General features: G+C 38.1%; 25 protein-coding genes and 2 tRNA genes. 15 read left to right on the forward strand and 12 right to left on the reverse strand.

Going from position 1 to position 26,647, the window contains the following annotated elements; translation table 11 throughout:
• The first annotated feature begins 46 nt into the window (after positions 1 to 46).
• Positions 47 to 1,621, forward strand: coding sequence for a F0F1 ATP synthase subunit alpha (gene atpA, locus GVK91_RS20445; protein ID WP_153847274.1), 1,575 nt, complete (start codon positions 47 to 49; stop codon positions 1,619 to 1,621).
• 77 nt (positions 1,622 to 1,698) lie between these two features.
• Positions 1,699 to 2,598 (forward strand): ATP synthase F1 subunit gamma, encoded by a 900-nt coding sequence (gene atpG, locus GVK91_RS20450; protein WP_153847273.1) that lies wholly within the window; start codon positions 1,699 to 1,701, stop codon positions 2,596 to 2,598.
• Between the two features lie 73 nt (positions 2,599 to 2,671).
• Here atpG and GVK91_RS20455 read toward each other — a convergent pair whose 3' ends face one another.
• A complete protein-coding gene (locus GVK91_RS20455) occupies positions 2,672 to 3,718 on the reverse strand; it encodes a 3-oxoacyl-ACP synthase III family protein (protein ID WP_159731117.1) in 1,047 nt (348 codons plus the stop codon).
• Between the two features lie 78 nt (positions 3,719 to 3,796).
• Between GVK91_RS20455 and GVK91_RS20460 the strand changes: the two genes are divergently transcribed.
• From GVK91_RS20460 to GVK91_RS20470, 3 genes are all read left to right on the forward strand, one after another.
• Positions 3,797 to 4,078 carry an ATP-dependent Clp protease adaptor ClpS gene (locus GVK91_RS20460; RefSeq protein WP_046671971.1) on the forward strand — a complete coding sequence of 94 codons (282 nt, stop codon included), beginning with the start codon at positions 3,797 to 3,799 and terminating at the stop codon, positions 4,076 to 4,078.
• Positions 4,079 to 4,176: 98 nt separating this feature from the next.
• Positions 4,177 to 6,618, forward strand: a complete 2,442-nt coding sequence (locus GVK91_RS20465) for a TonB-dependent receptor (protein ID WP_159731119.1) — start codon at positions 4,177 to 4,179, stop codon at positions 6,616 to 6,618.
• A 67-nt stretch (positions 6,619 to 6,685) separates the two neighbouring features.
• Positions 6,686 to 7,495: a DUF1080 domain-containing protein gene (locus GVK91_RS20470; RefSeq protein WP_083663849.1), complete on the forward strand. Its 810-nt coding sequence runs from the start codon at positions 6,686 to 6,688 to the stop codon at positions 7,493 to 7,495.
• A 32-nt stretch (positions 7,496 to 7,527) separates the two neighbouring features.
• Here GVK91_RS20470 and GVK91_RS20475 read toward each other — a convergent pair whose 3' ends face one another.
• Positions 7,528 to 8,232 carry a YjjG family noncanonical pyrimidine nucleotidase gene (locus GVK91_RS20475; RefSeq protein ID WP_159731121.1) on the reverse strand — a complete coding sequence of 235 codons (705 nt, stop codon included), beginning with the start codon at positions 8,230 to 8,232 and terminating at the stop codon, positions 7,528 to 7,530.
• A gap of 211 nt (positions 8,233 to 8,443) precedes the next feature.
• Here GVK91_RS20475 and GVK91_RS20480 point away from each other — a divergent pair, with 211 nt between their 5' ends.
• The 6 genes from GVK91_RS20480 to GVK91_RS20505 all read left to right on the forward strand — a co-directional run bounded on the left by GVK91_RS20480 (position 8,444) and on the right by GVK91_RS20505 (position 13,256).
• Complete coding sequence (locus GVK91_RS20480) at positions 8,444 to 9,319, forward strand: sensor histidine kinase KdpD (RefSeq protein WP_088162930.1); 876 nt, start codon at positions 8,444 to 8,446, stop codon at positions 9,317 to 9,319.
• Positions 9,309 to 10,016, forward strand: a complete 708-nt coding sequence (locus GVK91_RS20485; protein ID WP_070563139.1) for a response regulator transcription factor — start codon at positions 9,309 to 9,311, stop codon at positions 10,014 to 10,016. The genes GVK91_RS20480 and GVK91_RS20485 overlap by 11 nt, the downstream gene beginning before the upstream one ends.
• Positions 10,017 to 10,026: 10 nt before the next feature.
• Complete coding sequence (locus tag GVK91_RS20490; RefSeq protein WP_227550269.1) at positions 10,027 to 10,545, forward strand: hypothetical protein; 519 nt, start codon at positions 10,027 to 10,029, stop codon at positions 10,543 to 10,545.
• Complete coding sequence (hemE, locus tag GVK91_RS20495) at positions 10,545 to 11,582, forward strand: uroporphyrinogen decarboxylase (protein ID WP_153847269.1); 1,038 nt, start codon at positions 10,545 to 10,547, stop codon at positions 11,580 to 11,582. Before GVK91_RS20490 ends, hemE begins: the two co-directional genes overlap by 1 nt.
• A gap of 171 nt (positions 11,583 to 11,753) precedes the next feature.
• On the forward strand, positions 11,754 to 12,293 hold the full coding sequence (locus GVK91_RS20500) for a CopD family protein (RefSeq protein WP_159731123.1): 540 nt from the start codon (positions 11,754 to 11,756) through the stop codon (positions 12,291 to 12,293).
• 75 nt (positions 12,294 to 12,368) lie between these two features.
• Entirely contained in the window at positions 12,369 to 13,256 is an 888-nt protein-coding gene (locus GVK91_RS20505; RefSeq protein ID WP_159731125.1) for a DUF4476 domain-containing protein, read from the forward strand.
• Positions 13,257 to 13,278: 22 nt separating this feature from the next.
• Here the strand turns inward: GVK91_RS20505 and GVK91_RS20510 are convergent, their stop codons facing one another.
• The 5 genes from GVK91_RS20510 to GVK91_RS20530 all read right to left on the reverse strand — a co-directional run bounded on the left by GVK91_RS20510 (position 13,279) and on the right by GVK91_RS20530 (position 18,578).
• Positions 13,279 to 14,712 carry an NAD-dependent succinate-semialdehyde dehydrogenase gene (locus GVK91_RS20510; protein WP_159731127.1) on the reverse strand — a complete coding sequence of 478 codons (1,434 nt, stop codon included), beginning with the start codon at positions 14,710 to 14,712 and terminating at the stop codon, positions 13,279 to 13,281.
• 77 nt (positions 14,713 to 14,789) lie between these two features.
• Entirely contained in the window at positions 14,790 to 15,185 is a 396-nt protein-coding gene (locus tag GVK91_RS27785) for a thiol-disulfide oxidoreductase DCC family protein (RefSeq protein ID WP_153847265.1), read from the reverse strand.
• A 142-nt stretch (positions 15,186 to 15,327) separates the two neighbouring features.
• Positions 15,328 to 16,542, reverse strand: a complete 1,215-nt coding sequence (locus GVK91_RS20520; protein ID WP_075994158.1) for a bifunctional 3,4-dihydroxy-2-butanone-4-phosphate synthase/GTP cyclohydrolase II — start codon at positions 16,540 to 16,542, stop codon at positions 15,328 to 15,330.
• Positions 16,543 to 16,613: 71 nt separating this feature from the next.
• Positions 16,614 to 18,098, reverse strand: a complete 1,485-nt coding sequence (locus GVK91_RS20525) for an LptF/LptG family permease (protein WP_159731129.1) — start codon at positions 18,096 to 18,098, stop codon at positions 16,614 to 16,616.
• Positions 18,099 to 18,200: 102 nt separating this feature from the next.
• Entirely contained in the window at positions 18,201 to 18,578 is a 378-nt protein-coding gene (locus GVK91_RS20530; RefSeq protein WP_070563117.1) for an START-like domain-containing protein, read from the reverse strand.
• A gap of 65 nt (positions 18,579 to 18,643) precedes the next feature.
• On the opposite strand from GVK91_RS20530, the gene GVK91_RS20535 reads away from it, so the two are divergent.
• The 3 genes from GVK91_RS20535 to GVK91_RS20545 all read left to right on the forward strand — a co-directional run bounded on the left by GVK91_RS20535 (position 18,644) and on the right by GVK91_RS20545 (position 21,135).
• Positions 18,644 to 18,717: transfer RNA gene (locus GVK91_RS20535), tRNA-Met, on the forward strand.
• A 293-nt stretch (positions 18,718 to 19,010) separates the two neighbouring features.
• A tRNA-Met gene (locus GVK91_RS20540) sits at positions 19,011 to 19,087 on the forward strand.
• A gap of 131 nt (positions 19,088 to 19,218) precedes the next feature.
• Positions 19,219 to 21,135, forward strand: a complete 1,917-nt coding sequence (locus tag GVK91_RS20545; protein ID WP_153847263.1) for a peptide-N-glycosidase F-related protein — start codon at positions 19,219 to 19,221, stop codon at positions 21,133 to 21,135.
• Positions 21,136 to 21,229: 94 nt separating this feature from the next.
• On the opposite strand, the gene GVK91_RS20550 is transcribed toward GVK91_RS20545, so the two are convergent.
• From GVK91_RS20550 to GVK91_RS20560, 3 genes are all read right to left on the reverse strand, one after another.
• Positions 21,230 to 22,909, reverse strand: a complete 1,680-nt coding sequence (locus GVK91_RS20550; protein ID WP_153847262.1) for a hypothetical protein — start codon at positions 22,907 to 22,909, stop codon at positions 21,230 to 21,232.
• 1 nt (position 22,910) lies between these two features.
• The gene (locus tag GVK91_RS20555) at positions 22,911 to 23,687 is read right to left on the reverse strand and encodes an ABC transporter ATP-binding protein (RefSeq protein ID WP_153847261.1); all 777 of its coding nucleotides are present in this window, start codon (positions 23,685 to 23,687) and stop codon (positions 22,911 to 22,913) included.
• A gap of 159 nt (positions 23,688 to 23,846) precedes the next feature.
• Entirely contained in the window at positions 23,847 to 24,230 is a 384-nt protein-coding gene (locus GVK91_RS20560) for a hypothetical protein (protein WP_153847298.1), read from the reverse strand.
• 194 nt (positions 24,231 to 24,424) lie between these two features.
• Here GVK91_RS20560 and GVK91_RS20565 point away from each other — a divergent pair, with 194 nt between their 5' ends.
• Positions 24,425 to 24,685, forward strand: a complete 261-nt coding sequence (locus GVK91_RS20565; protein ID WP_153847260.1) for a hypothetical protein — start codon at positions 24,425 to 24,427, stop codon at positions 24,683 to 24,685.
• Here the strand turns inward: GVK91_RS20565 and GVK91_RS20570 are convergent.
• Together GVK91_RS20570 and GVK91_RS20575 are read right to left on the reverse strand one after the other, a co-directional pair.
• Complete coding sequence (locus tag GVK91_RS20570) at positions 24,682 to 25,503, reverse strand: AraC family transcriptional regulator (protein ID WP_153847259.1); 822 nt, start codon at positions 25,501 to 25,503, stop codon at positions 24,682 to 24,684. The genes GVK91_RS20565 and GVK91_RS20570 overlap by 4 nt on opposite strands.
• Before the next feature lie 139 nt (positions 25,504 to 25,642).
• Positions 25,643 to 26,506 (reverse strand): SDR family oxidoreductase, encoded by an 864-nt coding sequence (locus GVK91_RS20575; protein WP_153847297.1) that lies wholly within the window; start codon positions 26,504 to 26,506, stop codon positions 25,643 to 25,645.
• Positions 26,507 to 26,647 lie beyond the last annotated feature (141 nt).

Genomic DNA, 26,647 nt, shown 5'->3' on the forward strand with positions numbered 1-26,647 from the left:
GATACTTGAAGTAAAATAAATCAAAAAACCCCTTATAATAATTAAAATGATAGAGGTAAGACCAGATGAAGTTTCGGCAATTCTAAGAGAGCAATTGTCGGGCTTTAAATCAGAAGCCGAACTAGAGGAAGTGGGTACCGTACTTGCTGTAGGTGACGGTATTGCTCGTATTTACGGCTTAACTAAAGTTCAGTCCGGTGAGTTGGTTGAATTTGATAACGGATTACAAGGTATTGTATTAAACTTAGAAGAAGACAACGTTGGTGTTGTACTTTTAGGTCCTTCTGATGAAATCAAAGAAGGAGATACTATTAAACGTACCAACCGTATTGCATCCATCAAAGTTGGTGAAGGCTTGTTGGGACGTGTTGTAAATACTTTAGGTCAGCCAATCGATGGTAAAGGGCCTATTCAAGGTGATTTGTATGAAATGCCTATCGAGCGTAAAGCTCCTGGTGTTATCTACCGTCAACCGGTAACTGAACCATTACAAACAGGTATCAAAGCGATCGATGCGATGATTCCAGTTGGTCGTGGTCAACGTGAGTTGGTTATTGGTGACCGTCAAACAGGTAAAACAGCTGTTTGTATCGATACAATCTTGAACCAAAAAGAATTCTATGATGCAGGAGAACCTGTATTTTGTATCTACGTTGCCGTAGGTCAAAAGAATTCTACAGTTGCGAATATCGTGCGTACATTGGAGGAAAGAGGTGCTATGGCTTATACAGTAGTTGTTGCTGCATCTGCTGCTGATCCAGCTCCACTTCAGTTCTATGCGCCAATGTCGGGTGCTGCTATCGGCGAGTTTTTCCGTGATACAGGCCGTCCAGCATTGATCGTTTATGATGATTTGTCTAAACAAGCGGTAGCGTACCGTGAGGTTTCTTTATTGTTACGTCGTCCACCGGGCCGCGAAGCATACCCAGGTGACGTATTTTATCTACACAGCCGTTTGTTGGAGCGTGCAGCGAAAATCAACTCTTCAGATGATATCGCACGCAACATGAATGATCTACCTGAGTCGATCAAACACTTGGTGAAAGGTGGTGGTTCATTAACTGCACTTCCGATCATCGAAACTCAAGCTGGTGACGTTTCTGCGTATATCCCAACCAACGTAATTTCAATTACAGATGGTCAGATCTTCTTGGAATCTAACTTGTTCAACGCAGGTATTCGTCCAGCGATCAACGTAGGTATCTCTGTATCTCGTGTAGGTGGTAACGCGCAGATCAAACCGATGAAAAAGGTATCTGGTACATTAAAGTTAGATCAAGCTCAGTACCGTGAATTGGAAGCTTTTGCGAAATTCGGTTCTGATCTAGATGCTGCTACTAAATCTGTCTTAGATAAAGGTGTTCGTAACGTTGAGATCTTGAAACAAGGTCAATACTCTCCAGTTTCTGTAGAGAAACAAGTTGCGATTATTTATATCGGAACAAAAGGTTTATTGCGTAATGTTCCCGTAAACAAGGTGAGAGAATTTGAAGAAGAATTCTTAACGCATTTGGAGCAACGTCATCCAGAAGTCTTGTCAGCTTTTAAAGCTAATAAGTTCTCCGATGAATTAACTGCAGTATTAGAAACAGTAGCTAAGGATTTAGCATCAAAATATTAATAGTAATGAGTATTTGGTATTGAGTCTATTGACAAGGCTCGATACTCAATACTAGATACTTAATACTTAAAACAAATATGGCAAATTTAAAAGAAGTAAGAAACCGGATTACCTCGGTATCATCAACACAGCAGATCACGAAAGCTATGAAAATGGTTTCGGCTGCTAAATTGAAGCGCGCTACTAACGCTATCTTACAATTGCGCCCATATGCGAATAAACTAAGAGATATTTTGGCGGATGTTTCTGCGAGTGTTGAGGGAAGTAACTCTCCTTTTACAGTAGACCGCGAGCCAAATAAGGTGTTGATCGTTGTTGTTTCTTCTAACAGAGGTTTGGCTGGAGCATTCAACGCAAATGTTATCAAAGCGACTAATAACTTGATCTTTAACAAATATGCCGAGCAACATGCAAAGGGTAATTTGAGTATCATTGGTATTGGTAAAAAGGGTTATGACTTCTACTCGAAACGTAACTTCAATGTGGTAGCTAATCACTCTGATTTGTTTTCTGATTTAAATTTTGGTTCTGTATCTGTGGTGACTGAATTTATCATGGAACAATTCAAAGAAGGTAATTTTGATCGTGTTGAAGTGGTTTATAATCAGTTCAAAAATGCAGCAGTTCAAGAGTTGACTGCAGAGCAGATTTTACCATTATTACCTGCGGAGGAAAACAAACAACATACGCATAAAGCAAAAATAGAAGCTGAGGTGGATTATATCATCGAGCCTTCCAAAGAGAAGATTATCGAGGAGTTGATTCCTAAAGCAATCAAGATTCAATTATACAAAGCTGTTTTAGATTCGAATGCTTCTGAGCATGGAGCACGTATGACGGCAATGGATAAAGCTACAGAGAATGCTGGTGACTTAATCAAATCACTTAAGCTATCTTACAACCAGGCACGTCAAGCTGCAATTACAACAGAATTGACGGAGATCGTATCTGGTGCAGCAGCATTATCAAACGGGTAATTTTTTTATTCGGGAATATATAGAAAAAGGGCTAATCATACATGATTAGCCCTTTTTCTATATACGCTATTATCTACCATCGAATTAAGGCTGAACCCCACGTAAATCCTGCTCCGAAAGCAGCCAAACATACGAGATCACCTTCTTTAATCTTTCCTTCTTCCCAAGCCTCGCATAGTGCTATCGGTACAGAGGCAGCAGTGGTATTACCATATTTCTGAATATTGTTGAATACCTGATCTTCCCTTAATCCAAGAGTTTTCTGTACAAATTGCGAGATGCGAAGATTGGCCTGATGTGGAATCAATAAATCGATATCACTGGTTTTTAAATTATTTTTTGCTAGTGCTTCATGAATGACCTCAGGAAATTTGACAACAGCTTTTTTGAAGACGGCCTGGCCATCCATATTTGGAAACGCAGTTCCATCTTCGAGCATCTCTTTGGTCATCAATAATCCGCCCAATTCCTGATCCGGCCAGTCGGGCATTTTATCCAGCCAAATTCCACTAGAAGCTCCGGGGTAATACATCGCTAGCTTTTCAGCATCGGCTCCGTCTGAATGTAAGTGCGTGCTCAGGATTCCTTTGCCATTTTCGGTTGTGGGTTGCACAACCACTGCTCCAGCACCATCGCCGAAAATCACGGAAACGGCTCGTCCTCTCGTAGAAAAGTCAAGTGCAAAAGAGTGTTTTTCGGAACCAACCACTAGCACATTTTTGTACATCCCTGTTTTGACAAATTGATCGGCAATGGAAAGCGCATATATAAAACCTGAACATTGGTTTCTAATATCCAGTGCCCCGACCTCCTTCATTTCCATTTCCCGTTGCAGTAGTACGGCGCAGCCCGGGAAATAATAATCTGGTGATAAGGTGGCAAAGATGATGAAGTCGACATCTTCGGGTGTAATATGGGCTCGTTCGATGGCAATTTTAGCTGCTTCGACACCCATAGTGGTGGTGGTTTCGCCTATTCGGTCTGCATATCTACGTTCTTTAATGCCAGTTCGTTCTTGAATCCATTCGTCACTGGTATCCATAAAGCGTGTTAGGTCATTATTGGTATATACGTTTTTTGGAACGTAGTAGCCAATTCCTGCAATTTTTGACTGTAACATAATAAATTCCTCTAATTGATTGTATTCTTCCCTTTTATATTATCGTTAATTTAGAAAAAAATATTCTATTTTTGCAGAATGGGTACCCAAACTGCTGAAGAAACCTTTACGTTAGAAGAGATATTAGCCTCTGTCAAAGAGTCTAATCGACTCATTTTGTGGAATGATGAAACCAATACGTTTGAACATGTGATTCATTGTCTCATCTATCATTTACAATATACCGAGAAGCAAGCTGAGAAGATTGCCTGGAAAGTGCATACTGAAGGGAAATGTGCTGTATTGGAGGGTACTTATACGGAGATGGAGATCTATCGTAAAATTCTGAAAGCCGAGGGATTGACTGTTTCTGTGGAGTAATTTGCTATTCTTTTGTTACCGTAATAATATGGTTACGCTTCAATTTTGTCTGTAAGTTTTAGTTTTCTTTGCACTATAACTATAAACTAAGCTGAAGCATGTTTTTTTACGCTAAATCGTTTAAATCTTTCTTATTCGTATTCTTTTTACCTGTTGTCCTTTTTGCTCAAACAGGTCAAATCAAAGCTATTTTAGTCGATAGCGAAACTTCTAAACCTATTTCATCGGCTAGTGTCGCGCTCTTGGACGTCAATAGTAACGTCTTTGTTAAGGGCGGACAGTCTGTATCCCAAGGATTCCTTTTGTTGTCTGATATTAAACCTGGTAAATATAATGTCCGTATCACTTATGTTGGCTACGAGACACATACTATTGATAGTATAGAGGTATTAGGGGATAAAAGTAAGGACTTAGGTCGAATCGCTTTGAAATCTACAGGTAATATGTTGAACGAAGTTGTTATTGAAGGAAGAGCTCCAGCTATGCAAATTGGTATAGACCGTAAAACCTTCAATGTAGGTGAGAGTTTGGTCAGCGCGGGTGGAACAGCGACCGATGTGCTTGCGAATGTTCCCACTTTGCAAGTTGATCAGGATGGATCGGTCAGTTTGCGTGGATCAAGTAGTGTGAAAATTTTAATCGACGGCCGAGAGTCTGCTTTAGCAGGAAACGATGTAACTTCTTTGCTTCAGAGTCTACCTGCCAATTCAATTGAAAAAGTTGAAGTTATCACGAACCCTTCCTCGAAATATGATGCGGAGGGGCAAACAGGAATTATCAATATCGTTTTAAAGAAGAATATTAGGACGGGATTAAATGGATCTGTAAATACTTCTGCAGGATCCTATGATAACTATATGGCGGGATTGACCTTGAATTATCGTGATCGGAAATTCAATTACTTCGGATCCTATAACTTCAATAAACGAAACATGGTGGGAAGTGGGAAAACGGACAACACGTTTTTTGGTGATAGCACGCGTAATCATAGCGAATCCGAATCGTCAAGAAAGGGCAATAGCCATACGGTAAAAGCTGGGTTTGATTATAATATGTCAGACCGTACTTCATTGAGTTTTTCGGGTAATTTAAGTATACGTGATAACAAGCGAATAGAAGACTTGAATTATGAGTTCTTTAAACAGTCACAGATGACAGGAACGAGCGTTCGAAATTCAACACAATTTGAAGACGATCTTGGTTATGAATTAAACGCCGATTTTAGACATCAATTTAAGCGAGAAGGAGAGGAGTTGACGGGGAATGCGAGTTATGGGAGAGATAAGGAAGATGGTACAAATGATTTTTCTCAAAATTACACCGATGGACGGAAGGCCACCTCACGGAAGAATGTTACGTCTGAGGATGGCAAGAATATCAACCTTCAATTGGATTATGTTTTACCTTTCTCCGAGGTAAGCAAATTCGAGGCGGGCTACAGGTCTCAAATCAGAAAATCATTTGATACCCAGTTTTCCAGATCACTCGATTCTATAGGTACCTATGTGCCGGACTATAGAATCAGCAACGATTTTGATTTCACGAGTACTGTCCATGCGATCTATGCGAATTATCAAAATAAATTAACAGATAAAATTGGTTATCAAATCGGACTCCGGGGAGAGCAATTTGAACTCAAGTCCACCTATTTCTCCAAGGATCCAGCTGCTGTGGAAAAGGAATCCAATGCTAAACAGAAATTTTTCAGGTTATATCCAACACTGTTTTTAACCTACGATGTTGGTGAAAATGGGGATAAAGTTCAATTTAGCTACTCGCGCCGTGTCCAACGGGCTCGTGGTTGGCAAGTTAACCCATTTTTAAATGTATCCGATGATTTGAATTATCGTCAGGGAAATCCGAATCTGAAACCGGAAGATGTGCACAGCTTGGAAATGAGCTTTGCCAAAACCTTTGGTAAAGTAAACCTGATATCTTCGGCTTATTTCAATCACGCTAGTGAGGTTATTCAGCCATTTGTTTACAAGATAGAGGATGGAAGAACATACAGTAGATGGGAGAATATGACCAGTCGTAATCTTTCGGGTTTTGAGTTTATTTCAAAAGTCAACGCAACGAAGGATTTTGACTTTACATTTAATCTCAATTTGATCCACATTCAGTATAATGCAAACCCGGACTACGATATTACAGAACGAAAGGATTTCGCTTATAATGCCAATCTGACCGCTAATTATCGTTTTACATCAACGTTTTCTGCTCAAATGAGAGGCGAGTATAATTCTTCGCGTGTAATGGCTCAGGGACAGATGAATGCAATGAAAGGTATGGATCTAGCCTTGAAAAAAGATGTGTTCAAGAAGAAATCTTCTATTATGTTGAATGTGAGAGATGTATTTAATTCGCGAAAAATGAATGGTGTGACAGAGACAGCTCAACTTATATCAAATTTTGAGTACCGTTGGATGAAGAGGATGGTAACCTTATCACTTTCCTATCGGTTTGGTAGCCAAGATTTAAACAAATCAAAGAAAAAAGTGTCGAATACAAATGAAATGGGGGGCGGAGAGGAATATTAAAAAATATTCCTCTTTATACACTCAAATGCTTAAATTTAATTTTAAAACAAACCTAAAACTAAAAAGAATGAAGTTATTAAAAACAGTTCTTGCGGTATCGGTGATTGCTTTTTCAGCACATCTTAATACTGCCGTAGCGCAAGCAAAAAAAGAGGTTCCTGCTTACAAAATCTTAGATTTACCCCGTGTAGATATCAAGAAATTTAAAAAGAATAAAGCTGGAGCCTATGTTATTTTTGATGGTACTTCGATGGAAGGCTGGAGAGGATATGATAAGACGGTAGTCCCAAAAAGATGGGTTATTAACGAAGGGGCGATCAAATTTGATAGTCAGGCCAATGTTGGTAAAGAAGAAGGTGGTGACTTGGTCTTTGCCCATGATTTCAAGAATTTCGAATTGGAGATGGAATGGAAAGTTGCTAAAGGAGCAAATTCAGGTATCTTCTTTTTAGCGAAGGAAGTGGAAGGACAACCGATTTATATCTCGTCTCCAGAATGTCAGGTTTTGGACAATGAGAACCATCCTGATGCTAAAATGGGTGTAGATGGAAATCGTAAATCGACATCATTGTACGATATGATCCCTGCTAAGCCTCAGAATGGTAAACCGTATGGCGAGTGGAATAAAGTTAAGATCAGAGTAAACAATGGCAAGGTAGAGCATTTTCAAAATGGTGTAAAGGTTGTTGAATATACATTATGGGATAAGTCCTGGATTGATTTATTGCAAAAAAGTAAATTCAGTGAAGAAAAATGGCCTTTGGCTTTTGAATTGTTGAGCCATGTTGGTGGCGATAGCAAATCGGGGCTTATCGGTCTTCAGGATCATGGAAATGATGTATGGTTTAAGAATATTACCGTTAAGGTTCTAAAATAGAAAAAGCAGCTTTAAGCTGCTTTTTCTATTTTCTATAGTATCGATTGTAGTTCTTTTAAGTCGATAATCATATGTGATACATCGTCTGGTTTTTCAATAACATTTGGGTTAAAGAAAATGGCGTCCATGCCTACATTTACGGCTCCACGGATGTCGGCATCAAGATTATCTCCGATCATCAGTGATTGCTGGGCCTGCGCTTGAGCAGTCGTCATAGCAAACTCAAATATTCGGGGATCCGGTTTATTCACACCGATGACTTCGGAAATAAAAATGTGTTTGAAATATTTGTTTAGGTTGCTCTTTTCCAGTTTGGTCTCACAGGCCTCTTTAAAACCATTAGATATCAAGTGAAGATTGTATCTGTCACCCAAATAAGCCAAGGTTTCATGTGCATGGGGAAACAGATTTGTTTTTTTGGGACAGATAGTGAGATACTCCAGTTCGAATTCTTCAGGAAACAACTCTGGATCCACACCGAGCTCAGTAAAGGTATCTGCAAAGCGAGCTTTCCTGAGTTCTGGTTTTGAAATCTTTCCGTGATGATAGAGTCCCCAAAGTCGATGATTGTTAACCGTATAAGTTTCTATAAAACGAGTGGATGACTGTTGATTAAACAAGTGATCAAACTTGTATTTAAAATATAGCTCGTGCAGACTTTCTTCGGCATTTTTATCAAAATCCCATATGGTATGATCTAGGTCGAAGAAAATGTCTTTTTTCTTGTGATTAAACATATGCAAAATTAAAACAAATTAACCTGAAATTCCAAGTCAGTTGGGTTATCTAGTGATGAAATTAAAGGTCACTTTTATCGATATGGGGTCTCCGATGGTTTATATGACTGTTTGGTGATTTTAGTCTTATTGCGAATCGGTTAATTTTCTTCTTTGTGTCATAATCCTTCTGATATTTCCGAATACATGGGTGAATACCTATTTTTGTCACATGAAGAAAGCGCTGTTACTCTTTTATTTTCTATTGTTCTATGCGGTTATGCAACTGATATGGTGGGGGGTGATGTTTATCCGTTTTGATCCGAGTAAAAAGAACATGATTATAGGAGAGGGAATATTCTTCTTGATTATTTTCTTGTGGGGTGCATGGCGGTTGAAGCGGCTGGTTGAAAGGGAGCAGAAGCTGCTTCAACAACAGCAGAACTTTCTCTTGGCTATTACGCATGAACTTAAATCGCCATTGGCTTCCGTCAAATTGTATATTCAAACTATTTTGAGACGTGATCTTGACAAAGAGCAACAACAAACGTTCTTGAGAAACTCGCTGAAGGATATCGAGCGTTTGGATGATCTGGTGGAAAATGTATTGATGACAACTAAGTTGGACAGCCGAAATTACAGTATGCCTAAAGAGGATTTTAATTTTACTGCTTTGGTAGAACAGGTTGTAGATAGGCTTCAGAAGAATTCCTGTAGTTCACAAGTTTTGAAACCTTATTTGGAAGCGGATATCATTATTCATGCGGATAAGTTTGCGATTAGTAATGTGGTTACTAATCTGATAGAAAATGCAATTAAGTATTCGCCGGCATGTGCTATGGTGGATGTGAAATTATATACGGAGAATAATAAAATAATTTTTTCTGTTGCTGACCATGGTATCGGTATCAGTGATGAAGAGAAAAAACTTATCTTTAATAAGTTTTATCGCGTGGGAAGTGAGGCAACACGAAAAACCAAAGGCACAGGTTTGGGGTTATATATCGTGAAAACCGTATTGCAGAAGCACGACGCGACCATAAAAGTTAAAGATAACACTCCTAAAGGGAGTATTTTTGAAGTAACATTTGAAAGAAATGCAAAGTAAACAAAGAATATTACTTGTCGAAGATGAAGAACACTTGTTAGAAGCTATCAAGTTGAATCTCGAAATGGAAGGTTACCGTGTTACTACGGCTACCGATGGAAAAAAAGCACTAAAAGTCTTCAAGGAGGAACGTTTCAACTTGGTGGTTTTGGATGTGATGATTCCAGAAATTGATGGATTCCAAGTGGCTGAAACTATTCGACTGCAAAACACTGAGGTTCCTATCATGTTTTTAACTGCGAAAAATAGCAGTGAGGATCGAATTACGGGTCTTAAGAAAGGGGCGGATGATTATCTGGTAAAACCTTTCAACTTAGAAGAATTGATCCTTCGTGTTGGAAATTTGGTGCGTCGTGGCATGAAACCGGATGATTTGAAAGAACTAAATTCTTATCAAATAGGTGATAAAACGATCTATTTTAATTCGTATGAGCTACATCATGCGGATGGCACGATCACTTCGTTGACAAAGAAGGAAACCATGCTGTTGAAACTGTTGATTGAGCGACGTAATGAGGCTGTATCCAGGGAACAAATATTGGAGACCGTATGGAATTACGATGTTTACCCATCTACACGTACCATCGACAATTTTATCTTAACCTTCCGAAAATATTTCGAACCAGATCAAAAGCATCCGATTTATTTCCATTCTATCAGAGGTGTTGGTTATAAGTTTACCGACAATAACGCATAGGTAGAAAGAGATGATGACAATCAGGGCTAGAATAGCCGTTATTTTTATTGCTGCATTATTTTTGGGCTATGGCTTATATGAAGGGCATTATCAGACGGCTGTTCTGATAGCTGGTGGGATAGGCTATTTGATTTGGAGCCATTTTAGAGAAGGCTCCGTTTTTTTGGCAACGCAGGCTTTTCATAGGCAAGATTATGAAAAGACAAAAAATTTGCTCAATGAGATCAAGAACCCTGATGCCCTTCGCAAGGGTAGACGTAATTTCTATGAATTTATGATGGGAAATATTGCGCTTAAAGAAGAACGTGTCGATGAGGCCGAATATCATTTTCAGCTAGCTTCACGTCTGCCTTGGAAAAAAGATAATGAAAAGGGCATGGTCATGATTAATCTGGCAAATATAGCGCTGCGAAAGTTGGATTATGAAAGAGCGAGAGCGTATACAGATGTTGCCAATAAGTTACATCTGACCGCTAGACAGAACAGCATTATTACAAAAATAGAAAACGAAATTTCAAAACATTTATAGTGAGTACTACTTTACAAAACGACTTATTGATTAAAGCTGCATTCTCGCAGCAAACGGAAAGACCCCCTGTGTGGATGATGCGTCAAGCTGGACGCTTTATGAAGGAATATTGGGATATCAAGAATAAATATTCCTTTTTGGAAATGTGTAAAACGCCAGAAATCGCTGCGGATGTCACTATGCTTCCGGTAGATTTGCTAGGTATTGATGCAGCTATTTTATTTTCTGATATTTTAGTTACAGCTGAAGCTATGGGAGGGGATCTGTCCTTTGAACAAGGTGTAGGCCCTCGTTTTTCTAATCCTGTTCGTTCTGTAAAGGATGCAGAAGCTTTGTCTACCAATTGTTTGGATAAATTGCAGTATGTTGCTGATGCAATCAAGGTCATTCAACAACGTCTTGACAGCCGTATCCCCTTGATTGGCTTTGCGGGAGCACCATTTACAATCTTAAGTTATCTGGTTGAAGGTGGATCTTCAAAAGATTTTAAGTTAACGAAGTTGATGTTGAATAATCAGCCCGAGTTGGCACATATGATCCTTCAAAAGATTGCAGATGTAACGGTTGAATATTTGAATATGCAGATCGCAGCTGGCGTAAATGCGATTCAATTATTTGATAGCTGGGCCTTGGCTTTATCATGGAATGATTACCGTGATTTTTCGCATTATTATAATAAGCAGATTATCGCTAAGTTGAACCGTAAGGATATTCCAGTCATTTCCTTTTGTAAAGGATCTTCTGTTTTTGCACCAATGATGGTCGAAGCGCAACCTGATGTTGTTTCTATCGATTGGAACGCAGATTTAAAAAATATTAAACAATCTCTGCCACAGGGTATTGCTGTTCAAGGAAATTTGGATCCATTTGTTTTGTATGCAGATAAACCTGTTATCAAAAAGAAGATTATCGAACTATTTGAGCGCATGAGAGGTGAAAATGGTTTTATCTTTAACTTGGGACATGGTATCATGCCAGATATTCCTTTTGATAATGTAAAATATGCCATTGAGGTTGTAAAGGAATTTAGCTATTAGTTTGCTATCCGCTTCAAGAACAAAAACGACTTGCCAAAGGCAAGTCGTTTTTGTTTTAACAAGATCTAATCTATTTCGGTTGATATAGCACTTTTGTATATTGGATGTAAGATTTGCGCAATTGATGTTTGGACGTATTGAATGCTATTAACTTTTCTTATTTTTGTAACTATGGTCTATTTATATGCAAAAGCAGTTCATATTATCTTTGTGATTTGTTGGATGTCAGGTCTGTTTTATATGCCTCGACTCTTTATATATCATACAGAAGCTAAGGACAAGAGTCAAGAAGCGTTTGATGTTTTGCATAAAGAATTCAGTAAGATGGAAAAATTACTGTGGTGGGTTATTACTACTCCTGCGATGTACATCACAGTCCTTTCTGCACTAGTTATGTTATGCTATTCCCCTGGTTTATTATCCATGGGGTGGATGCATGTAAAACTGACATTCGTTCTGGGGATGATTATCTATCATTTTAGCTGCCAGAAGATTATGTTCAAATTGAGTCGTCAAGAATCCAAATTAACCTCAACAAATCTCCGTTTGTTTAATGAAGTCGCAACAGTTTTATTATTCGCGATTGTTTTTACTGTTGTCTTAAAATCGGCACTGAACTGGATATTTGGCGTTTTGGGGCTCTTAATTTTATCCATCGCTTTAATGATGGCCGTAAAACTTTATAAGAAGTACCGGAACAAGAAAGCATAACAAAATGTTAAATTCTTTGGTTTCTTAATCCTTTTTTATTCTGTGTAGTCGAAGGATTATTAATTGAATCGGATTATGTACAGGAAAATTTTGGTTATGGTCTCGTTGCTTATTGTCGCAACGGCTGGGTTTGCGCAGCGATACAGACCTTTTGGAGGGGCATTAAATATCTATTCTACAGATGTTCCATTTTTTCTTTATATCAACAACGTTTTGTATAATAATAGGGCTTCCACGGATATTAGGGTATCCAATTTGACGAGTCGTCGTTATGATTTGCGTATTGTATTTGCTGACAGACAGCAACGCACATTGAATGGCAGTGGCGTGCAACTTGTCAATCGAAATGGGCAATATATGAACGTTGTATTTTCTGTCAGTAGCAGAGGCGGAAATAGGGGGATTATCTTGGAATCCATGAATCCTGTTGATCGGTATAACAATGGGAATTATCGTGAGGATTTACCCTATGATAACCTGGATAGATATAATAATGAACAAGGTAATGAGCGATACAGACAATCAGAAGATCGTGACGATTTACCGAATAATAATCGAGATGGATATAATACTGGTTGGGGTAATGATCGCAGTAGACAGACAGGGGACTCTCAGATTTATCGCAACGGTGTAGAGGATCATCGTGGATATAATGAAAATAGTGGTCAGTCTGATAAAGGAGGAATGAATAAAACGAATTCCAATCGATTGAACGATCTATTAAATCAGAAGGAAAACGATCAGGATAGACTTGCTGTAGCTGCTCAGGAATTAAAAAGTATGCGTCTAAGTGTTACTGAAATTGTTGATTTAATGGAACTTTTTATACGAGATGATAATAAACTGGCCTTTGCTAAATATGCTTATCCGACCTGTGTGGATAAACAGAATTATGAGAAAGTAGGGGACGCCTTATCGTTCAGTTCAACAAGGGAAAAGCTAGTGGATTTTTTAAAAAAATAAAAGGAGCATTTTGCTCCTTTTTTTATTCACCGCCAAAGCAGATATATTTTAATTCCATATATTCATCCAAACCGTGTTTAGATCCTTCACGACCTACACCAGATTGTTTTACTCCACCAAAAGGAGCTGCTGCATTTGAAATAAGGCCTGTATTGACACCTACCATGCCAGCTTCTAGCTGTTCAGCGACACGAAAACAGCGATTTATATTTGTACTATAAAAATAGGAGGCTAGTCCAAATTCAGTCGTATTGGCCATTGCTATTCCATCTTCTTCTGTTTTGAAACTGAAAAGGGCGCAAATCGGACCAAAAGTCTCCTCGCGGAATATAAGCGCTTCTTTCGGAATGTTGGTCAGCACAGTTGGCTGGAAAAATAGATCTTTGATGACCTTTCCTCCAGTAGCCAATTCGGCACCATGATTTAATGCGTCTTGTACATGATGCTGTACTTTTTCTAGCCCTTTTGCATTGATTAAGGGACCTACCTGGACGTCTTTGTCAAGTCCGTTGCCAACTTTCAATTTACTGACAGCATGGCTAAGTTTCATCGAAAATTCATCATAGACATCTTCTTGGATTAGAAACCTATTGATGGAAACGCAAGTTTGCCCTGAGTTTCTAAATTTTCCGGCAATGGCTCCTTCGACAGCAGCATCAATATCCGCATCGTTAAAAACCAAAAAGGGAGCATTACCACCGAGCTCCATAGATACTTTTTTAATGTTAGAGGCTGATTGTTCTATGAGTGTTTTTCCGACTTCGGTTGAGCCTGTAAAGGATAGTTTTCTTATCAGGTCGTTCGTAGCTAGTTCTTTGCCTATACCAACACTGTCTTTTCCTGTAATGACATTAAAAACACCCTTCGGGATCCCAGCATCTTCAGCCAGTTTAGCCAATGCTATAGCGGAAAATGGGGTTTGGGAGGCCGGTTTTAGCACAACGGTACAACCAGCTACCAAAGCTGGAGCAACCTTTCGGGTGATCATCGCTAATGGAAAATTCCAGGGTGTAATTGCAGCTACGACCCCTACACCTTGCCTAATTGTAAGCATTCTCGTTCCTTTTTTATGAGAGGGTATCGTTTCGCCATAGGCCCTTTTTCCTTCTTCTGAAAACCATTCTACGAAAGAACTACCGTAGTCAACCTCTACCCTCGATTCGCTTAGCGGTTTGCCGCTTTCTAGGGTCATGATTTCCGCAAGATCGTCTTTATAGTGTTGAATAAGATCGTACCATTTGCGGACGATGTTGCAACGTTCCAGTACAGTTGTGTTTTTCCAGCTTTTCCATGCCTTGTCAGCATCAATTATGGCTTTAGTACAGTCAACAACTTTTAGATCTGGCAACGAAGCAATAACTTTTCCTGTTGCAGGATTTACCACATCAAAGGTGTGTTTTGACTTGATAAATTTCCCATTGATATAGGCACTGTCAATTAAAAGTGTATTTTTCATCGATGTAAATTTAATTGTCACAAGTATAATTAGAAGATTTCTGAACAAAACTTCACTTTAATATGATTGTTGTTTGTTCAAATGAATCTTTCTCGTTCAGATTTTGAAGGTATCGTACAAAACTCATTTTTTCCAAACCATCGATAGCGGTTTTTAGCAAAATAATCATAAAGCACATCTCTCCACTTGAGTGGTAAAATCTTCAGTAAATAACAAGTAATGTAGGGGAAGCCCAACTGCTTACAAATCTTTAAAACAGCTTCACTTTTGAGATAGGTACCGGCTGGAGATAGGAAAACGATGGAATCAGTATTTTTGGGAATATTTGTTAGCGCGGCCCGGGCAAATTCAGACTGCAAGGAACTAAATAAGAATTTCTTTCTGCGATCTATCCTTAATAATAGTTGAACAAAGCGATTACAGATCAAGCAATCACCATCGAAAAAGATGATATATCTCCCTTGTTGTTCCATATTATAAAGTTACTTCTATTTATTGAAAGTACTGCCATAACAAGATCATAAATGGGAGTGATTTTATCATCATCGGAGTTTAATTCTCTATGTTAAAAAAGGCGGTGTTTCCAATAGAAACACCGCCTTTTTTAATTCCTTTTTATAGATTTTTCATGATTGTATGTCCCATACGATCCCTTTTAGTTTTTAAGTACTCTTCATTAAAGGGATTTGCCGTTATTTCAATAGGTACATTTTCTATGATTTCAAGACCATAACCTACTAGGCCAGCACGTTTTGTCGGATTATTTGACATAAGACGCATTTTTGTGACACCAAGATTTCTAAGAATCTGGGCTCCTACACCGTAGTCTCTTAAATCTGCCTTGAACCCTAACTGCACATTGGCGTCTACCGTATCCAAACCATTTTCTTGTAATTTGTAAGCATGTAGCTTATTGATCAGTCCAATACCACGACCTTCTTGATTCATATAGACAATAACGCCTTTACCTTCTTGCTGGATCATTTCCATTGCTTTGTGCAATTGAGGGCCACAGTCACAACGGCAAGAACCAAAAATATCACCGGTAACACAAGAGCTGTGCACTCGTACTAAAATAGGTTCATCTTCATTCCACTCACCTTTGTAAAGCGCTAAATGTTGTTCGCCAGTGTCCTTTTGTGTAAAGGCTTTCATTTTAAAATCACCATATTGCGTAGGCATATTAACAGTGACTTCTTCATTGATTAAAGAGTCGTGCTTAAGACGGTATTCAATCAGATCTTCAATACTAACGATCTTTAAATCAAATTTTTTAGCAACTTCCATTAGTTCCGGAAGTCTGGCCATTTCACCATCTTCTTTTAGAATCTCAACCAATACACCCGCTGGTTCAAATCCTGCTAATCGAGCAAGGTCAACTGTAGCTTCAGTGTGTCCTGTGCGACGTAATACACCACCATCTTTCGCTATGAGCGGGAAAATATGTCCTGGTCTACCTAATTCTTCATAATGAATATTAGGATCGATCATTGCTTTAATTGTTTTCGAGCGGTCCGACGCAGAAATTCCGGTTGTACAACCATATCCCTGTAAGTCAATGGAAACTGTAAAGTTCGTTTCATATACAGCTGTATTCTGTCCCACCATTAAGTCAAGATGTAATGCATCTGCTCTTTCTTTTGTAATTGGGGCACACACTAGTCCACGACCGTGAGTCGCCATAAAGTTGATGATTTCGGGGGTTGCATTGCGGGCCGCAGTGACAAAGTCTCCTTCATTTTCGCGATCTTCGTCATCCACGACGATTACTACTTTTCCTGCTTGTATATCAGCGATCGCTTCTTCGATCGTGTTTAATTTGAAATCCATTTATTGATATATTGTAATTGGTACAAAGTTAGTGTAGAATCTAAATTTATTTATAATAGCGTTGTCACAATCTAATGTGATTCTTTTAATTTATTCTTTTTTGCAAGCTTTTCCTTAATCCACTTCCAAGCGGCTTCTATTTTTAATTTATATTGATCAATATCAAATAAGGCAGAATCAGTCGTCGACTTGTACGTTAGAAAAGCGGCTAATGGTGTTAAGACAATAATGGCCATCCACATACCTACGGCTGATGATATAGCACCATCTTTCGCTGTTTTTTCTGCAACTGTAGAGATAATGTGATAGATCAGAAAGAAAATGATGGCCATCACGACCGGAAGACCGAGTCCACCTTTTCTGATAATGGCTCCTAGTGGAGCTCCGATTGCAAATAGTAAAAGACAGGAGACAGCTAGAGTAAACTTGCGATGCCATTCAATACGATAGCGTATATCTTTCGATTTGTAATCTTTAAATTCAAGTGTACGGCCATTCAGATCTTCCTTTAAATAATTCAACTGGTTTAACGCATTCATGGTGATCTGTGCCCGTTGTTCTTGGGGAACCAGATCGGTAAGCAAATTTTTAAAAGGTTTGATCTTAGCTTCTTTGACTTTTGGCTGTCCAGGTTGATTCGCACTAAAATATTTCGAATAGATATTATATCGGGTGTCTAATGTACGGACGATTGCTTTTCCCATACTGTCTATCTTAATATGGTTGGAATCGATGTACATGTCTAACTGTTTCAGGTTTAACATTGCATGGTGGCTCTTGAAGAGATTTTCATCCGTTTTACCTTGTTGAAAACTTCCCATATCAAACTTTTGCTCTGTTTCCTTGAACTTAAATCGCGTAAATTGCTGACGTGGATCGTAGGTTTTTGAGTTTTTAGTCCGTGCTTCCTCATAGCGTATACCATCCTTAAGTTTTAGGATCATATAATTGTTGTCAGGAGAGTTATAGATATACCCTTCTTTAGCCATAAGTACATTATTGGCTGTATTTCCGCCACGATGATCATAGATCATCAAGTCATAGAGAATTGTTCCCGCTTTGTTTTTTCCTCTAGCGCGGATCGAGTAACCTGGAATGGTGTTGTTAAAGATTCCGGGTTTGATGAGGAAATCTGCCTTTTTATTACGTACATCAGTAAGTAGGGTACCCATTTTTAGGTTCACTACGGGGAGAATATAGTCGGAGAACAGAAAAGAACTTGTTGCGAAAATTGCAACGAGTATGAATAGCGGGGTCATCGCTTTACGTAAAGATACGCCCGCAGCCTTGATCGCAACTAATTCATAGCTTTCACCCAGATTTCCGAAAGTCATAATGGAGGAAAGGAGCATGGATAAAGGCATTGCCATTTGGATTTGAACAACGCATTGATATCCAATTAGCTCCATGATCGTATACCATTCAAATCCTTTTCCAATCAAATCATCAATGTACTTGAATAGGAAAAGCATCAATAAGACAAACATCACAATAAAGAATGTGACAATAAATGGTTTTATGAAAGCTTGAAGAATAAGTAAATGAACCTTTTTCATCCGTGACGCAAAGCAAATTGATGCCTTTACATTAAGGCATCTACCAACTAAGGAGCTCCAGCTGGAGCCCTTAGTGGAAATATATTGCAAAGATAGGCTTTTTTATGCACCTATAACACTTTGAAGATAGACTATTGAATTTTTCCAAATTAACTTCCTATTTTCAAGGTCTTCTTCTTTAGCGTAATCTGTTATTTTAAGAGCAACATCATTTGTTAGCTCGTCTTGATCGATCTCCAGATCGAAATAATAGGGATCATCATCGAGCCATTTAAAGCGTACAGATTTATTTTCTTTCGATGCTACAATTTTTGCTCGGTGAGGTTCATCATCCCAAATGAAAGTATAAACGGTGTCTTTATAGTTTACATCATCTGCAAACCATTGTGCCAATTCGTTTGGTTCTTGCAAATACGGAAATAAAATTCTAGGTGAAGAGTTGATGATATATTCTAGTTGGAATTTTATTTTATCTGCCATAAAAATGTTTTTTTAAATTTTAGTTTGTTTAAATCAAAAATAAGCTATATTTGCATTCCCAAAATGGCGGGGTAGCTCAGATGGTTAGAGCGTTGGATTCATAACCCAAAGGTCGGCAGTTCGATTCTGCTCCCCGCTACAAATCTCTTCCAAAATTGCTTTTTACTACATGAACTTATTATTTGTAATAATACATATTTATTTTGTTATTGCAAGTTTTTTTGTAAAAAGTTGCCCCTGTTTTTTGATAAACATGTTGTTTTTAGGACTATCAATTTTTTCAACATCAGTTTCTATTTTTCAATGATAAATTTATTGAGTTAAAAATGAGTTTGTTGTGTTTAATGCGAGTTTTAAATAGGTCAGAATTGGTAAAAAAATAAAAAAATCTTTTGAATTGACATACGAAGTGGTATATTTGCATACCGAAACGGCGGGGTAGCTCAGATGGTTAGAGCGTTGGATTCATAACCCAAAGGTCGGCAGTTCGATTCTGCTCCCCGCTACCAAAAGCATCAGTCTGTTAAGATTGATGCTTTTTTTATGATTGCATGTATTTCCTTTTTATCGCATTACCTTTTTTTCGCCGCTGACAAGAGTACATCTATCTTTGTATTGTTTCATGGATAATACTTAAATAATGAATATAAGATCTATACTAACTCTATTCTATTTTTTTATCTGCTATCATGTTTTTGCACAACAAGGCACAATAAGCCATGTCGTTACACATCAACGGAAGACCATTCTATGTGATGTACAGAAAGGCGAGAATTCCTATCCAGCTTGGGGGATATTTCCAAAAGAAAACTATCCTGTAAGGAAGGTTACTATGTTTGTTACGCTTGGGAGCCCCGATAGTTTGCGCACAGCGCATTGGGATTATTTGGATCACATCTTATTGCGTCGTAAAGGAGGAAAAAATGGACCTGTGCTAAATTATGAATTAGGAAGAATGCTTACGCCATATGGTAGTATTTACAATAAAGGATGGAGTTGGAAATGGCAGGTCGATGTAACTGATTTTGCTCCTTTCTTAAGGGATAGCGTGGAAATTGTCTATACTCATTCTGGTTTTGAGGACAAGACTGTAGGGTGGGCACTTACTGTAGATTTTGAAATTTTATCAGGTCCACCAGTTGTTACCCCATTGGGAATAACAGCGCTGTGGAATAAAGCATATAAATACGGGGATGTCAACGAAAAGATAGGAGAAAATCTACTACCAATAACATATACCTCGAGTCCGGGAGCAGCATTGAGCCGAATACGTATTCAGCATACAGGGCATGGTATGGATAAACCACGTGGCTGTAGTGAATTCTGTAGCCGATGGCGCGAACTCACCTTCGATGGAAAGACTGTAGACAGACGTGATATGTGGAAGAAATGTGGTGGTAATCCACTTTATCCACAAGGCGGGACCTGGGTACATGACCGCGCATATTGGTGTCCTGGAGATTTACAGCAGCCTGATTTTATTGATGTATTTACTAAAGTTGGTACTCATCAAGTTGCCTTACAAATGGAACCCTATACAGCGACTGATAATGTACAGGCAGTCGAAAATATATCCGCTTACTTGTTTCAATATTCAGCCCCAAAACAAAAAGTAGATGCTGCGGTCGAGTCAATAATGGTTCCAAGTGATGAACAGCGTTTTTCTAGATTAAATCCGGCGAGTGCTGGTCCAAAGATTTCTTTCAGAAATTTGGGTGCTGACCCGATTCGATCCCTAGAAATTGTTTATGGCACGAAAGGATTTCCAGTCAAAACTTTCCATTGGAAAGGTAATCTTTCTTTTAATCAAGTTGCAGAAGTTATCCTACCAGCAGAAATACAGGAAAAAGATCAGGAGAATGTATTTACGGTGTCACTTCTTAAACCTAATGGAAAGCCGGATGCGTGGCCCACAGACAATAAGGCGGAAAGCGTCTTTACAGCTCTGCAGAAATTTCCCACTGATTTTATTTTGGAGTTTATGACCAATAATAAACCAGCGGATAATCGTATATTTCTAATTAATGCAAAGCAGGATACAGTCTTTCGTAAAAAAGGCTCTCAACTTGCTACTGAAACTATGTATAGAGATACTTTACATCTTACTGAGGGAAATCACTCGCTCTCTTTGGTTGATACCGCAGGTAACGGACTGCAGTTTTGGGCACAACCTGAAAATGGTGATGGCCATTTACGGATCTTCGATCTGAAAGGAAACCTTATTCATGCTTTTGAAAGCGATTGTGGAAATGGCGAGATGTTTAGTTTCAATGCCAAACGTGGATTTGAGATGAACACAATTTCAACGCAATATGCCTTCTCACTTTATCCAAGGTCGGTTGTGGATAAGACACAACTGAGCGTAGTGTCCAATAAAAAGAGTGAGATGACTGTCCTTTTTATGGTTGATGGCGTTTTGTGGCAAAAACATGAATACAAATCTGTTCAACAAGCTGTCCTGAACTATGATCTGAGCCATTTACCTTCAGGAAGAATAATCGTTGAAGTTCTGATGGATGGTATTAGCCGATTTAAAGGACGGATAAATAAAAGATAACCGGATAAAAGAAAAGGACGAAGATATTTTGTGCCTAGATTTTGAAGAATTAGATAAAAAAGCTCCATTAATGGAGCTTTTTTTATCTGTTTAATCAATTGTCGTCGTAAGCTAAGCCTTTCCAGTCTTCTCTCTGTAAGTACTTCAGCATAAAAAAGAATACGACCCATGCAAGTCCAGCTAAGATCCAAATTAGAGTTTCATAATGGAAAATTGTTTTATGTAAGTATCCCAAAATACCCAATAGACCTAATATCAGTAGATTAGTTATTGCTTTTGAATTGGATTGACTAGCCTTCGAAAATGGATAGTTTTTGACAATGAAAAGCATAATCAGAATACTTTCGATTCCGCCAATCGCGGAAGATAATAGCAGATCATTAATAGAACTGAGACCAAATAGCGGTACACAGATAGAAAGAAACAGTATGTTGAACGGTAAAACATATTTAATCAGACATGCTTTAAGAACTCCAGTCATCAGCTGTCCCGGTTTTTGTATCGGAGTCACATGGTAGACCCAGGCCGCTTTATATTTATTACTTTGAGTAATAAGCTGGAAAACGGTTAGTATGGTTAATAACGAAAGATAAAACATAATGATATACAAGCCTGAATCCCGAAGCTTCGCTATTTTGCCAGCTATTGGGAGATCATCTCCTGTACGTAGAAATAAAAAAATAAAATAAATAGGTAGATAAGCCAACGAAGGGTATAGCTGTTGCTTAAATTCTCTCGTTTTAGAACTTATTAGCCATACGATGCCAAATCCAGCCTCTTCAACCGGGGATGAGCAAACGTTCGAAGAGATCCTTTTATATAGCGGTAATTTGGAGGGATTATCTCGGGTTAATTGTGAAGTTTCACTAGGGAGGTTGTCGGCACTTGCTAGTGCAGCTATTTTTGCATTAAATCCCCGTGAAAATAGCTTAGTACAAGCGTAGATACCAGCAAAGGGAGTTAGTATTCCCAGTGTTGATAAGATGACCAAATGTACATTGTGGTTACCAAAGAGTAATGGTTGGAATGATGCAATCCAGGTACTTGGGAATATCCAAAGAAATCTGAGCTGTTCCATCGTTAAATGGGATTCCACAATAGATTGGATCAAATTTGGGCCAACATAATAGGATAGAAAAAGAACCAGTGAGAGACCGATCTGTATATAAGTAATTACATCTTTAAACTTTTGGATGGGGAGATATTTGATGCTAATCAGATAAAATCCATTAACAAATATCAGCGCGATTAAAGTGCTTAGTATAAGCTGCAGGCATAAAAGAAAGACGGAGACGATATCCCAATTGAATAATACATAAATAAGCACGGGTAAGGTCAACGCGATTACTTGATTAAAAAGCTTGATTGCAATAAAAGTTATTCGGGAAATAGCTAAAGTCTTGTCATTAACTGGTCTAGGCATAATGATATACTGATCCCGAGTATCTAATAATATGGGTGAAAAATCGGACACCAACGTAATGCTTAACATGCTAATGAAACTGAGTAGCATAATCGAAATGGCTAAGTACCTATCTGGAATCGAAAAAATAATTACCATGAATATCAGGCCAAAGATGAGATACAATAGGAATTGTAAAATCGATGACGAAGAAGATGATTTTCCTGAGCTACGTTTTCTAAAGCTAATAGGTTTTCTATTCTCTAAGATTACTTTGGTTTCTAAGATGATCTTAAACTGTTCATAATTGATGCCTAGGCCTTTCCAAACCCCACGAAAAAGAAGGATAAATTTTAAGATAAATTTTTCCATGTTATTGAATGGCTGTAATGATATTGGAAGCATCTAATGCACTGCTGCCAGTATTGGTTAATTTAGCAAATATATGCTCCAGGGATTCGCTAGGATCTGTTTTTAGTTCCTCAATCGTGCCATTCGCAATGATGCTGCCCTGGTTTATCAGTAAAATCCGATCAGATACTTTTTCAACAACGTCCATCATATGTGAACAATAGAAAATTGTTTTCCCTTCTTTTGCAAGTAATGAAATAAGTTCTTTAACAACGATAACAGCATTGGCATCGAGTCCAGATAATGGTTCATCTAGCACGATAATTTGTGGGTTATGAATAATTCCTGAAATTAAAAGTACTTTTTGACGCATTCCTTTGGAGAAGGTATCCATCCTATTATTTGCATTAGCTTCAAGGCCAAAGGCTGCTAACAGTTTTAAGGAACGTTCTAGGATGACATTATCTTTCATTCCATAGAGTTTACCTACAAAATCCAAGTATTCCATGGGAGTCAGGACGTCATATAATTCTGCGTTTTCGGGAACATATCCCAATAATGCTTTTACTGCAAGTGGATCTTCTTGAATATTGATGCCATTAATTTCTACAGTGCCTGTGAAATCTTCGATTAGTCCTGTTAATATTTTAACGGTAGTGGATTTACCGGCACCATTTGGGCCAATATATCCGATAACTTGACCTGGGAATATGTCAAGGTTGATTCCTTTCAATATTTCTTTTACTCCGTATGATTTTTTTAGGTCAACAATTCGGATGAGAGGTAATATACTTTCCATATGATTATAATCTTCAAAGTAAACTTACATAAAAAATTGGAGTTATAGTTTCCAATTGAAAAGTATATACTTAATATTCTTGAGAAGAATGTCTCTATTTTAATCAATGGAAAAGGGACCTTTTGGTCCCTTCAAAAACTATGTTATTTTTCGGAAATACTACCTGTCGTTCTTGGGATATCCCTCTTCATCGAGATCATCTCTCAGATCTTCTTCGTTCTCGGCTAATTTCTTGTCTAAAGGGGATAACCGTTCATGTTTAAAAGTCTCAATTCGCATGTTAGCTTCATCTAGATCTTCTTCTTCGAGCTCACCTTGTGTTGCATACTCATCTCCGACAAATGGATTAGAATCATCGTATGTTGAATCATCATCGATTGCGCCCTCAGCTACTGTATTATAGTCAGCGGGGTGGTCATAGTCTGGATCATTGTCATCGACATCCATTTCATAACTGTCAAGCTCTTCATTAAAAGCAAGGTCCTGATCCATATCGGGATAGTCTTCTTCGACTTTCCCATTTTTACGCTCTTTTTTTGACATAATCCTACTCATGTTATTCATTTGTAAAACAGTTCTCAAAAAAAAAAGTTTTGGATTTATTCGGCAAACCGATTATTCCAAAAGTATTAGGAGATTATGGGGTCGAATATCCTTTGGAAAGTTAAAAACGCAAAAAATGGTTAAAGCAGTAAAACAATGTAATTATATGTTTGTTCTATCCTAAAACAGGAATTATGATCTTCAAGCGTTTAAATTATCAGACTTTACAGAGTTTACGCCTACAAGGCTACAATATTTTATTGACTATTGGTCGAGCTGAAGACGAGAACCCAATTTATTTCCCGATGAAATTGGATTCTTTTAATTCCAGTAGCTCAAATTTTGAAAGTGATGATGCAGCGACTTTTCAAGGAAAGAAGATTCTTATTTTGGATGAAGCCATTCAACGCTCCTTAAATCATGATCTTAATGGTATAATCCAGCTTGATAATTAAGCGCTATTTTTAGCTCTTTTATAAGAGCTGGGTGTAATATTTCTTTTCTTCTTATAGAAATTGGTCAGGTGACTTTCATCATTAAATCCTAGTTCTTCTACAATTTGTTTCATTGTGTATCTGTTGGATGCTAATCTCTCTTCAACTAGTTTAATACGAATATCATCTATATATACTTTGTAGCTTTTTGAGTATCTTTTTTTAAAAAATGCCCCAAAATAATTTGCTGAAATTTGGAACTGATCTGCGATCGACTTGATTTGTAATTTATCCGGGAAATAAATATTTTGCTGTATGTATTGCTCGATCTCTTGAGACATTTCATATGACTCGTTAATAGGTAGCTCCAGATCCTTCAATATATTTTCGACTAAAGCGAAAAGGGACATTGTCTGGTGGAATATAAAAATTGAAGATGCTGTATCTTCACTCTCATATTGTTGAATCAGAGATATTACCCGCTCGATTAGTTTTTTATTTTCCTTTTTAAGCGATAGGCTCTTATTTAATAAAGTCTTCGAGTTGAAGATATCAACCGGATTGTGAGAAAGTCTGAAATTTTGCTGTATAAAGTGCAGGTCTTTAAAATAGGAGTTTGAGAAATAGAGGACAAATGCGATTGTATCTTTTTTTGTCTCAAGTGTTTCGAAATCTTTATTCAAAAAAAGTAAATTCTCTTTTGAAAATTTCAAGTTATTCCCTTTCGATACGAGTATGCCTTCGGATATATAAACTAACGCAAAATCAAAACCCGTTTTGTTTAGTTCTAATTTTTGTTTGTGTTTGATTTTTTGAGATTCGAAAGATAAATTCATCATATGTACAGACCCTATTGGAAAATAATCGCTACAAACCTAAGAAAAATGGATTAAAGACTTTACTTTTTTCCTCTTTTAAATCTGAATGGATTACAGTCGCGTATTCACAATAAAATATAAATCATTTGTTAAACGGTTATCAAGTGCTTTTTGCATTTCTGGTCATCTTTTCAATAGTATCCCATTGATCTTCAGGAATAATATCCAATCCATTGAACTCTCCAGCCCCCTTAAGCCATTCGCCGCCATCTATCGTGATAACATCTCCGTTGATATAACTAGCATAATCGGATACCAGATAGGCCGCGAGGTTAGCTAATTCCTCCAGTTTGCCCAAGCGGCCCAAGGGAATACGTTTGGTAGGTGAGAGGAGTTCGCCTAATTCGCCCGGGAGTAACCGTTCCATGGCGCCCGAAGTTTGGAATGGACCAGGAGCTATAGCGTTGAGTCTTATTCCTTTTTTTCCCCATTCTACAGCTAGAGATCTGGTTAGCGCAAGAACTCCGGCTTTAGCAGTTGCAGAAGGAACAACATATCCAGACCCCGTCCAAGCATAGGTGGTGACGATACTGAGTATAGCTTTATTAGGTTCATTTGCCTCAATCCACCGCTTGCCCAGTGCTAGGGTATAGTTTATACTCCCTTGGAGAACGATACCAATGACAGATTCGAAAGCTCGGGGGCTTAAACGTTCGGTAGGGGAGATAAAATTTCCAGCAGCATTGTTTATGAGGATATCTATCCCCCCAAAATGTTCATATCCATAGGAAACGACGCGTTCGACATCTTCATAATTACGCACGTCTCCAGCTACTGCAAGACATTTTGCCTGATGTTTTTCCGACAATTCGTTTGCTGTATGTTGTATAACATCATCTTTGCGGCTTGTGATCAGGCAAGAAGCGCCAAGCTCGAGAAAGTAATCTGTCATGGCTTTCCCTAGACCTGTACCACCACCCGTAATCAAAATTCGTTTTCCTTTTAACGCGTTTTCCTTTAACATGCCCATATGCTGTTCAGTTTTTATGTATCCTTAAGTTACAAAAATTTGGGGTAAAATAAAAGCCACGGTGGAGCGGATAAAAATAGTTCGGGAATAAATGGAGGTAGAGATATAAACAGAAACAGGAGCTATTCGATGAAT

This window comes from Sphingobacterium sp. 18053 (assembly GCF_902706145.1).
GTDB lineage: Bacteria > Bacteroidota > Bacteroidia > Sphingobacteriales > Sphingobacteriaceae > Sphingobacterium > Sphingobacterium paramultivorum.

Coding starts and splice junctions, on each gene's coding strand:
- atpA (WP_153847274.1), top strand. CDS start 47: ATGATAGAGGTAAGACCAGATGAAGTTTCGGCAATTCTAAGAGAGCAA.
- atpG (WP_153847273.1), top strand. CDS start 1,699: ATGGCAAATTTAAAAGAAGTAAGAAACCGGATTACCTCGGTATCATCA.
- GVK91_RS20455 (WP_159731117.1), bottom strand. CDS start 3,718: ATGTTACAGTCAAAAATTGCAGGAATTGGCTACTACGTTCCAAAAAAC.
- GVK91_RS20460 (WP_046671971.1), top strand. CDS start 3,797: ATGGGTACCCAAACTGCTGAAGAAACCTTTACGTTAGAAGAGATATTA.
- GVK91_RS20465 (WP_159731119.1), top strand. CDS start 4,177: ATGTTTTTTTACGCTAAATCGTTTAAATCTTTCTTATTCGTATTCTTT.
- GVK91_RS20470 (WP_083663849.1), top strand. CDS start 6,686: ATGAAGTTATTAAAAACAGTTCTTGCGGTATCGGTGATTGCTTTTTCA.
- GVK91_RS20475 (WP_159731121.1), bottom strand. CDS start 8,232: ATGTTTAATCACAAGAAAAAAGACATTTTCTTCGACCTAGATCATACC.
- GVK91_RS20480 (WP_088162930.1), top strand. CDS start 8,444: ATGAAGAAAGCGCTGTTACTCTTTTATTTTCTATTGTTCTATGCGGTT.
- GVK91_RS20485 (WP_070563139.1), top strand. CDS start 9,309: ATGCAAAGTAAACAAAGAATATTACTTGTCGAAGATGAAGAACACTTG.
- GVK91_RS20490 (WP_227550269.1), top strand. CDS start 10,027: ATGATGACAATCAGGGCTAGAATAGCCGTTATTTTTATTGCTGCATTA.
- GVK91_RS20500 (WP_159731123.1), top strand. CDS start 11,754: ATGGTCTATTTATATGCAAAAGCAGTTCATATTATCTTTGTGATTTGT.
- GVK91_RS20505 (WP_159731125.1), top strand. CDS start 12,369: ATGTACAGGAAAATTTTGGTTATGGTCTCGTTGCTTATTGTCGCAACG.
- GVK91_RS20510 (WP_159731127.1), bottom strand. CDS start 14,712: ATGAAAAATACACTTTTAATTGACAGTGCCTATATCAATGGGAAATTT.
- GVK91_RS27785 (WP_153847265.1), bottom strand. CDS start 15,185: ATGGAACAACAAGGGAGATATATCATCTTTTTCGATGGTGATTGCTTG.
- GVK91_RS20520 (WP_075994158.1), bottom strand. CDS start 16,542: ATGGATTTCAAATTAAACACGATCGAAGAAGCGATCGCTGATATACAA.
- GVK91_RS20525 (WP_159731129.1), bottom strand. CDS start 18,098: ATGAAAAAGGTTCATTTACTTATTCTTCAAGCTTTCATAAAACCATTT.
- GVK91_RS20530 (WP_070563117.1), bottom strand. CDS start 18,578: ATGGCAGATAAAATAAAATTCCAACTAGAATATATCATCAACTCTTCA.
- GVK91_RS20545 (WP_153847263.1), top strand. CDS start 19,219: ATGAATATAAGATCTATACTAACTCTATTCTATTTTTTTATCTGCTAT.
- GVK91_RS20550 (WP_153847262.1), bottom strand. CDS start 22,909: ATGGAAAAATTTATCTTAAAATTTATCCTTCTTTTTCGTGGGGTTTGG.
- GVK91_RS20555 (WP_153847261.1), bottom strand. CDS start 23,687: ATGGAAAGTATATTACCTCTCATCCGAATTGTTGACCTAAAAAAATCA.
- GVK91_RS20560 (WP_153847298.1), bottom strand. CDS start 24,230: ATGTCAAAAAAAGAGCGTAAAAATGGGAAAGTCGAAGAAGACTATCCC.
- GVK91_RS20565 (WP_153847260.1), top strand. CDS start 24,425: ATGATCTTCAAGCGTTTAAATTATCAGACTTTACAGAGTTTACGCCTA.
- GVK91_RS20570 (WP_153847259.1), bottom strand. CDS start 25,503: ATGATGAATTTATCTTTCGAATCTCAAAAAATCAAACACAAACAAAAA.
- GVK91_RS20575 (WP_153847297.1), bottom strand. CDS start 26,506: ATGTTAAAGGAAAACGCGTTAAAAGGAAAACGAATTTTGATTACGGGT.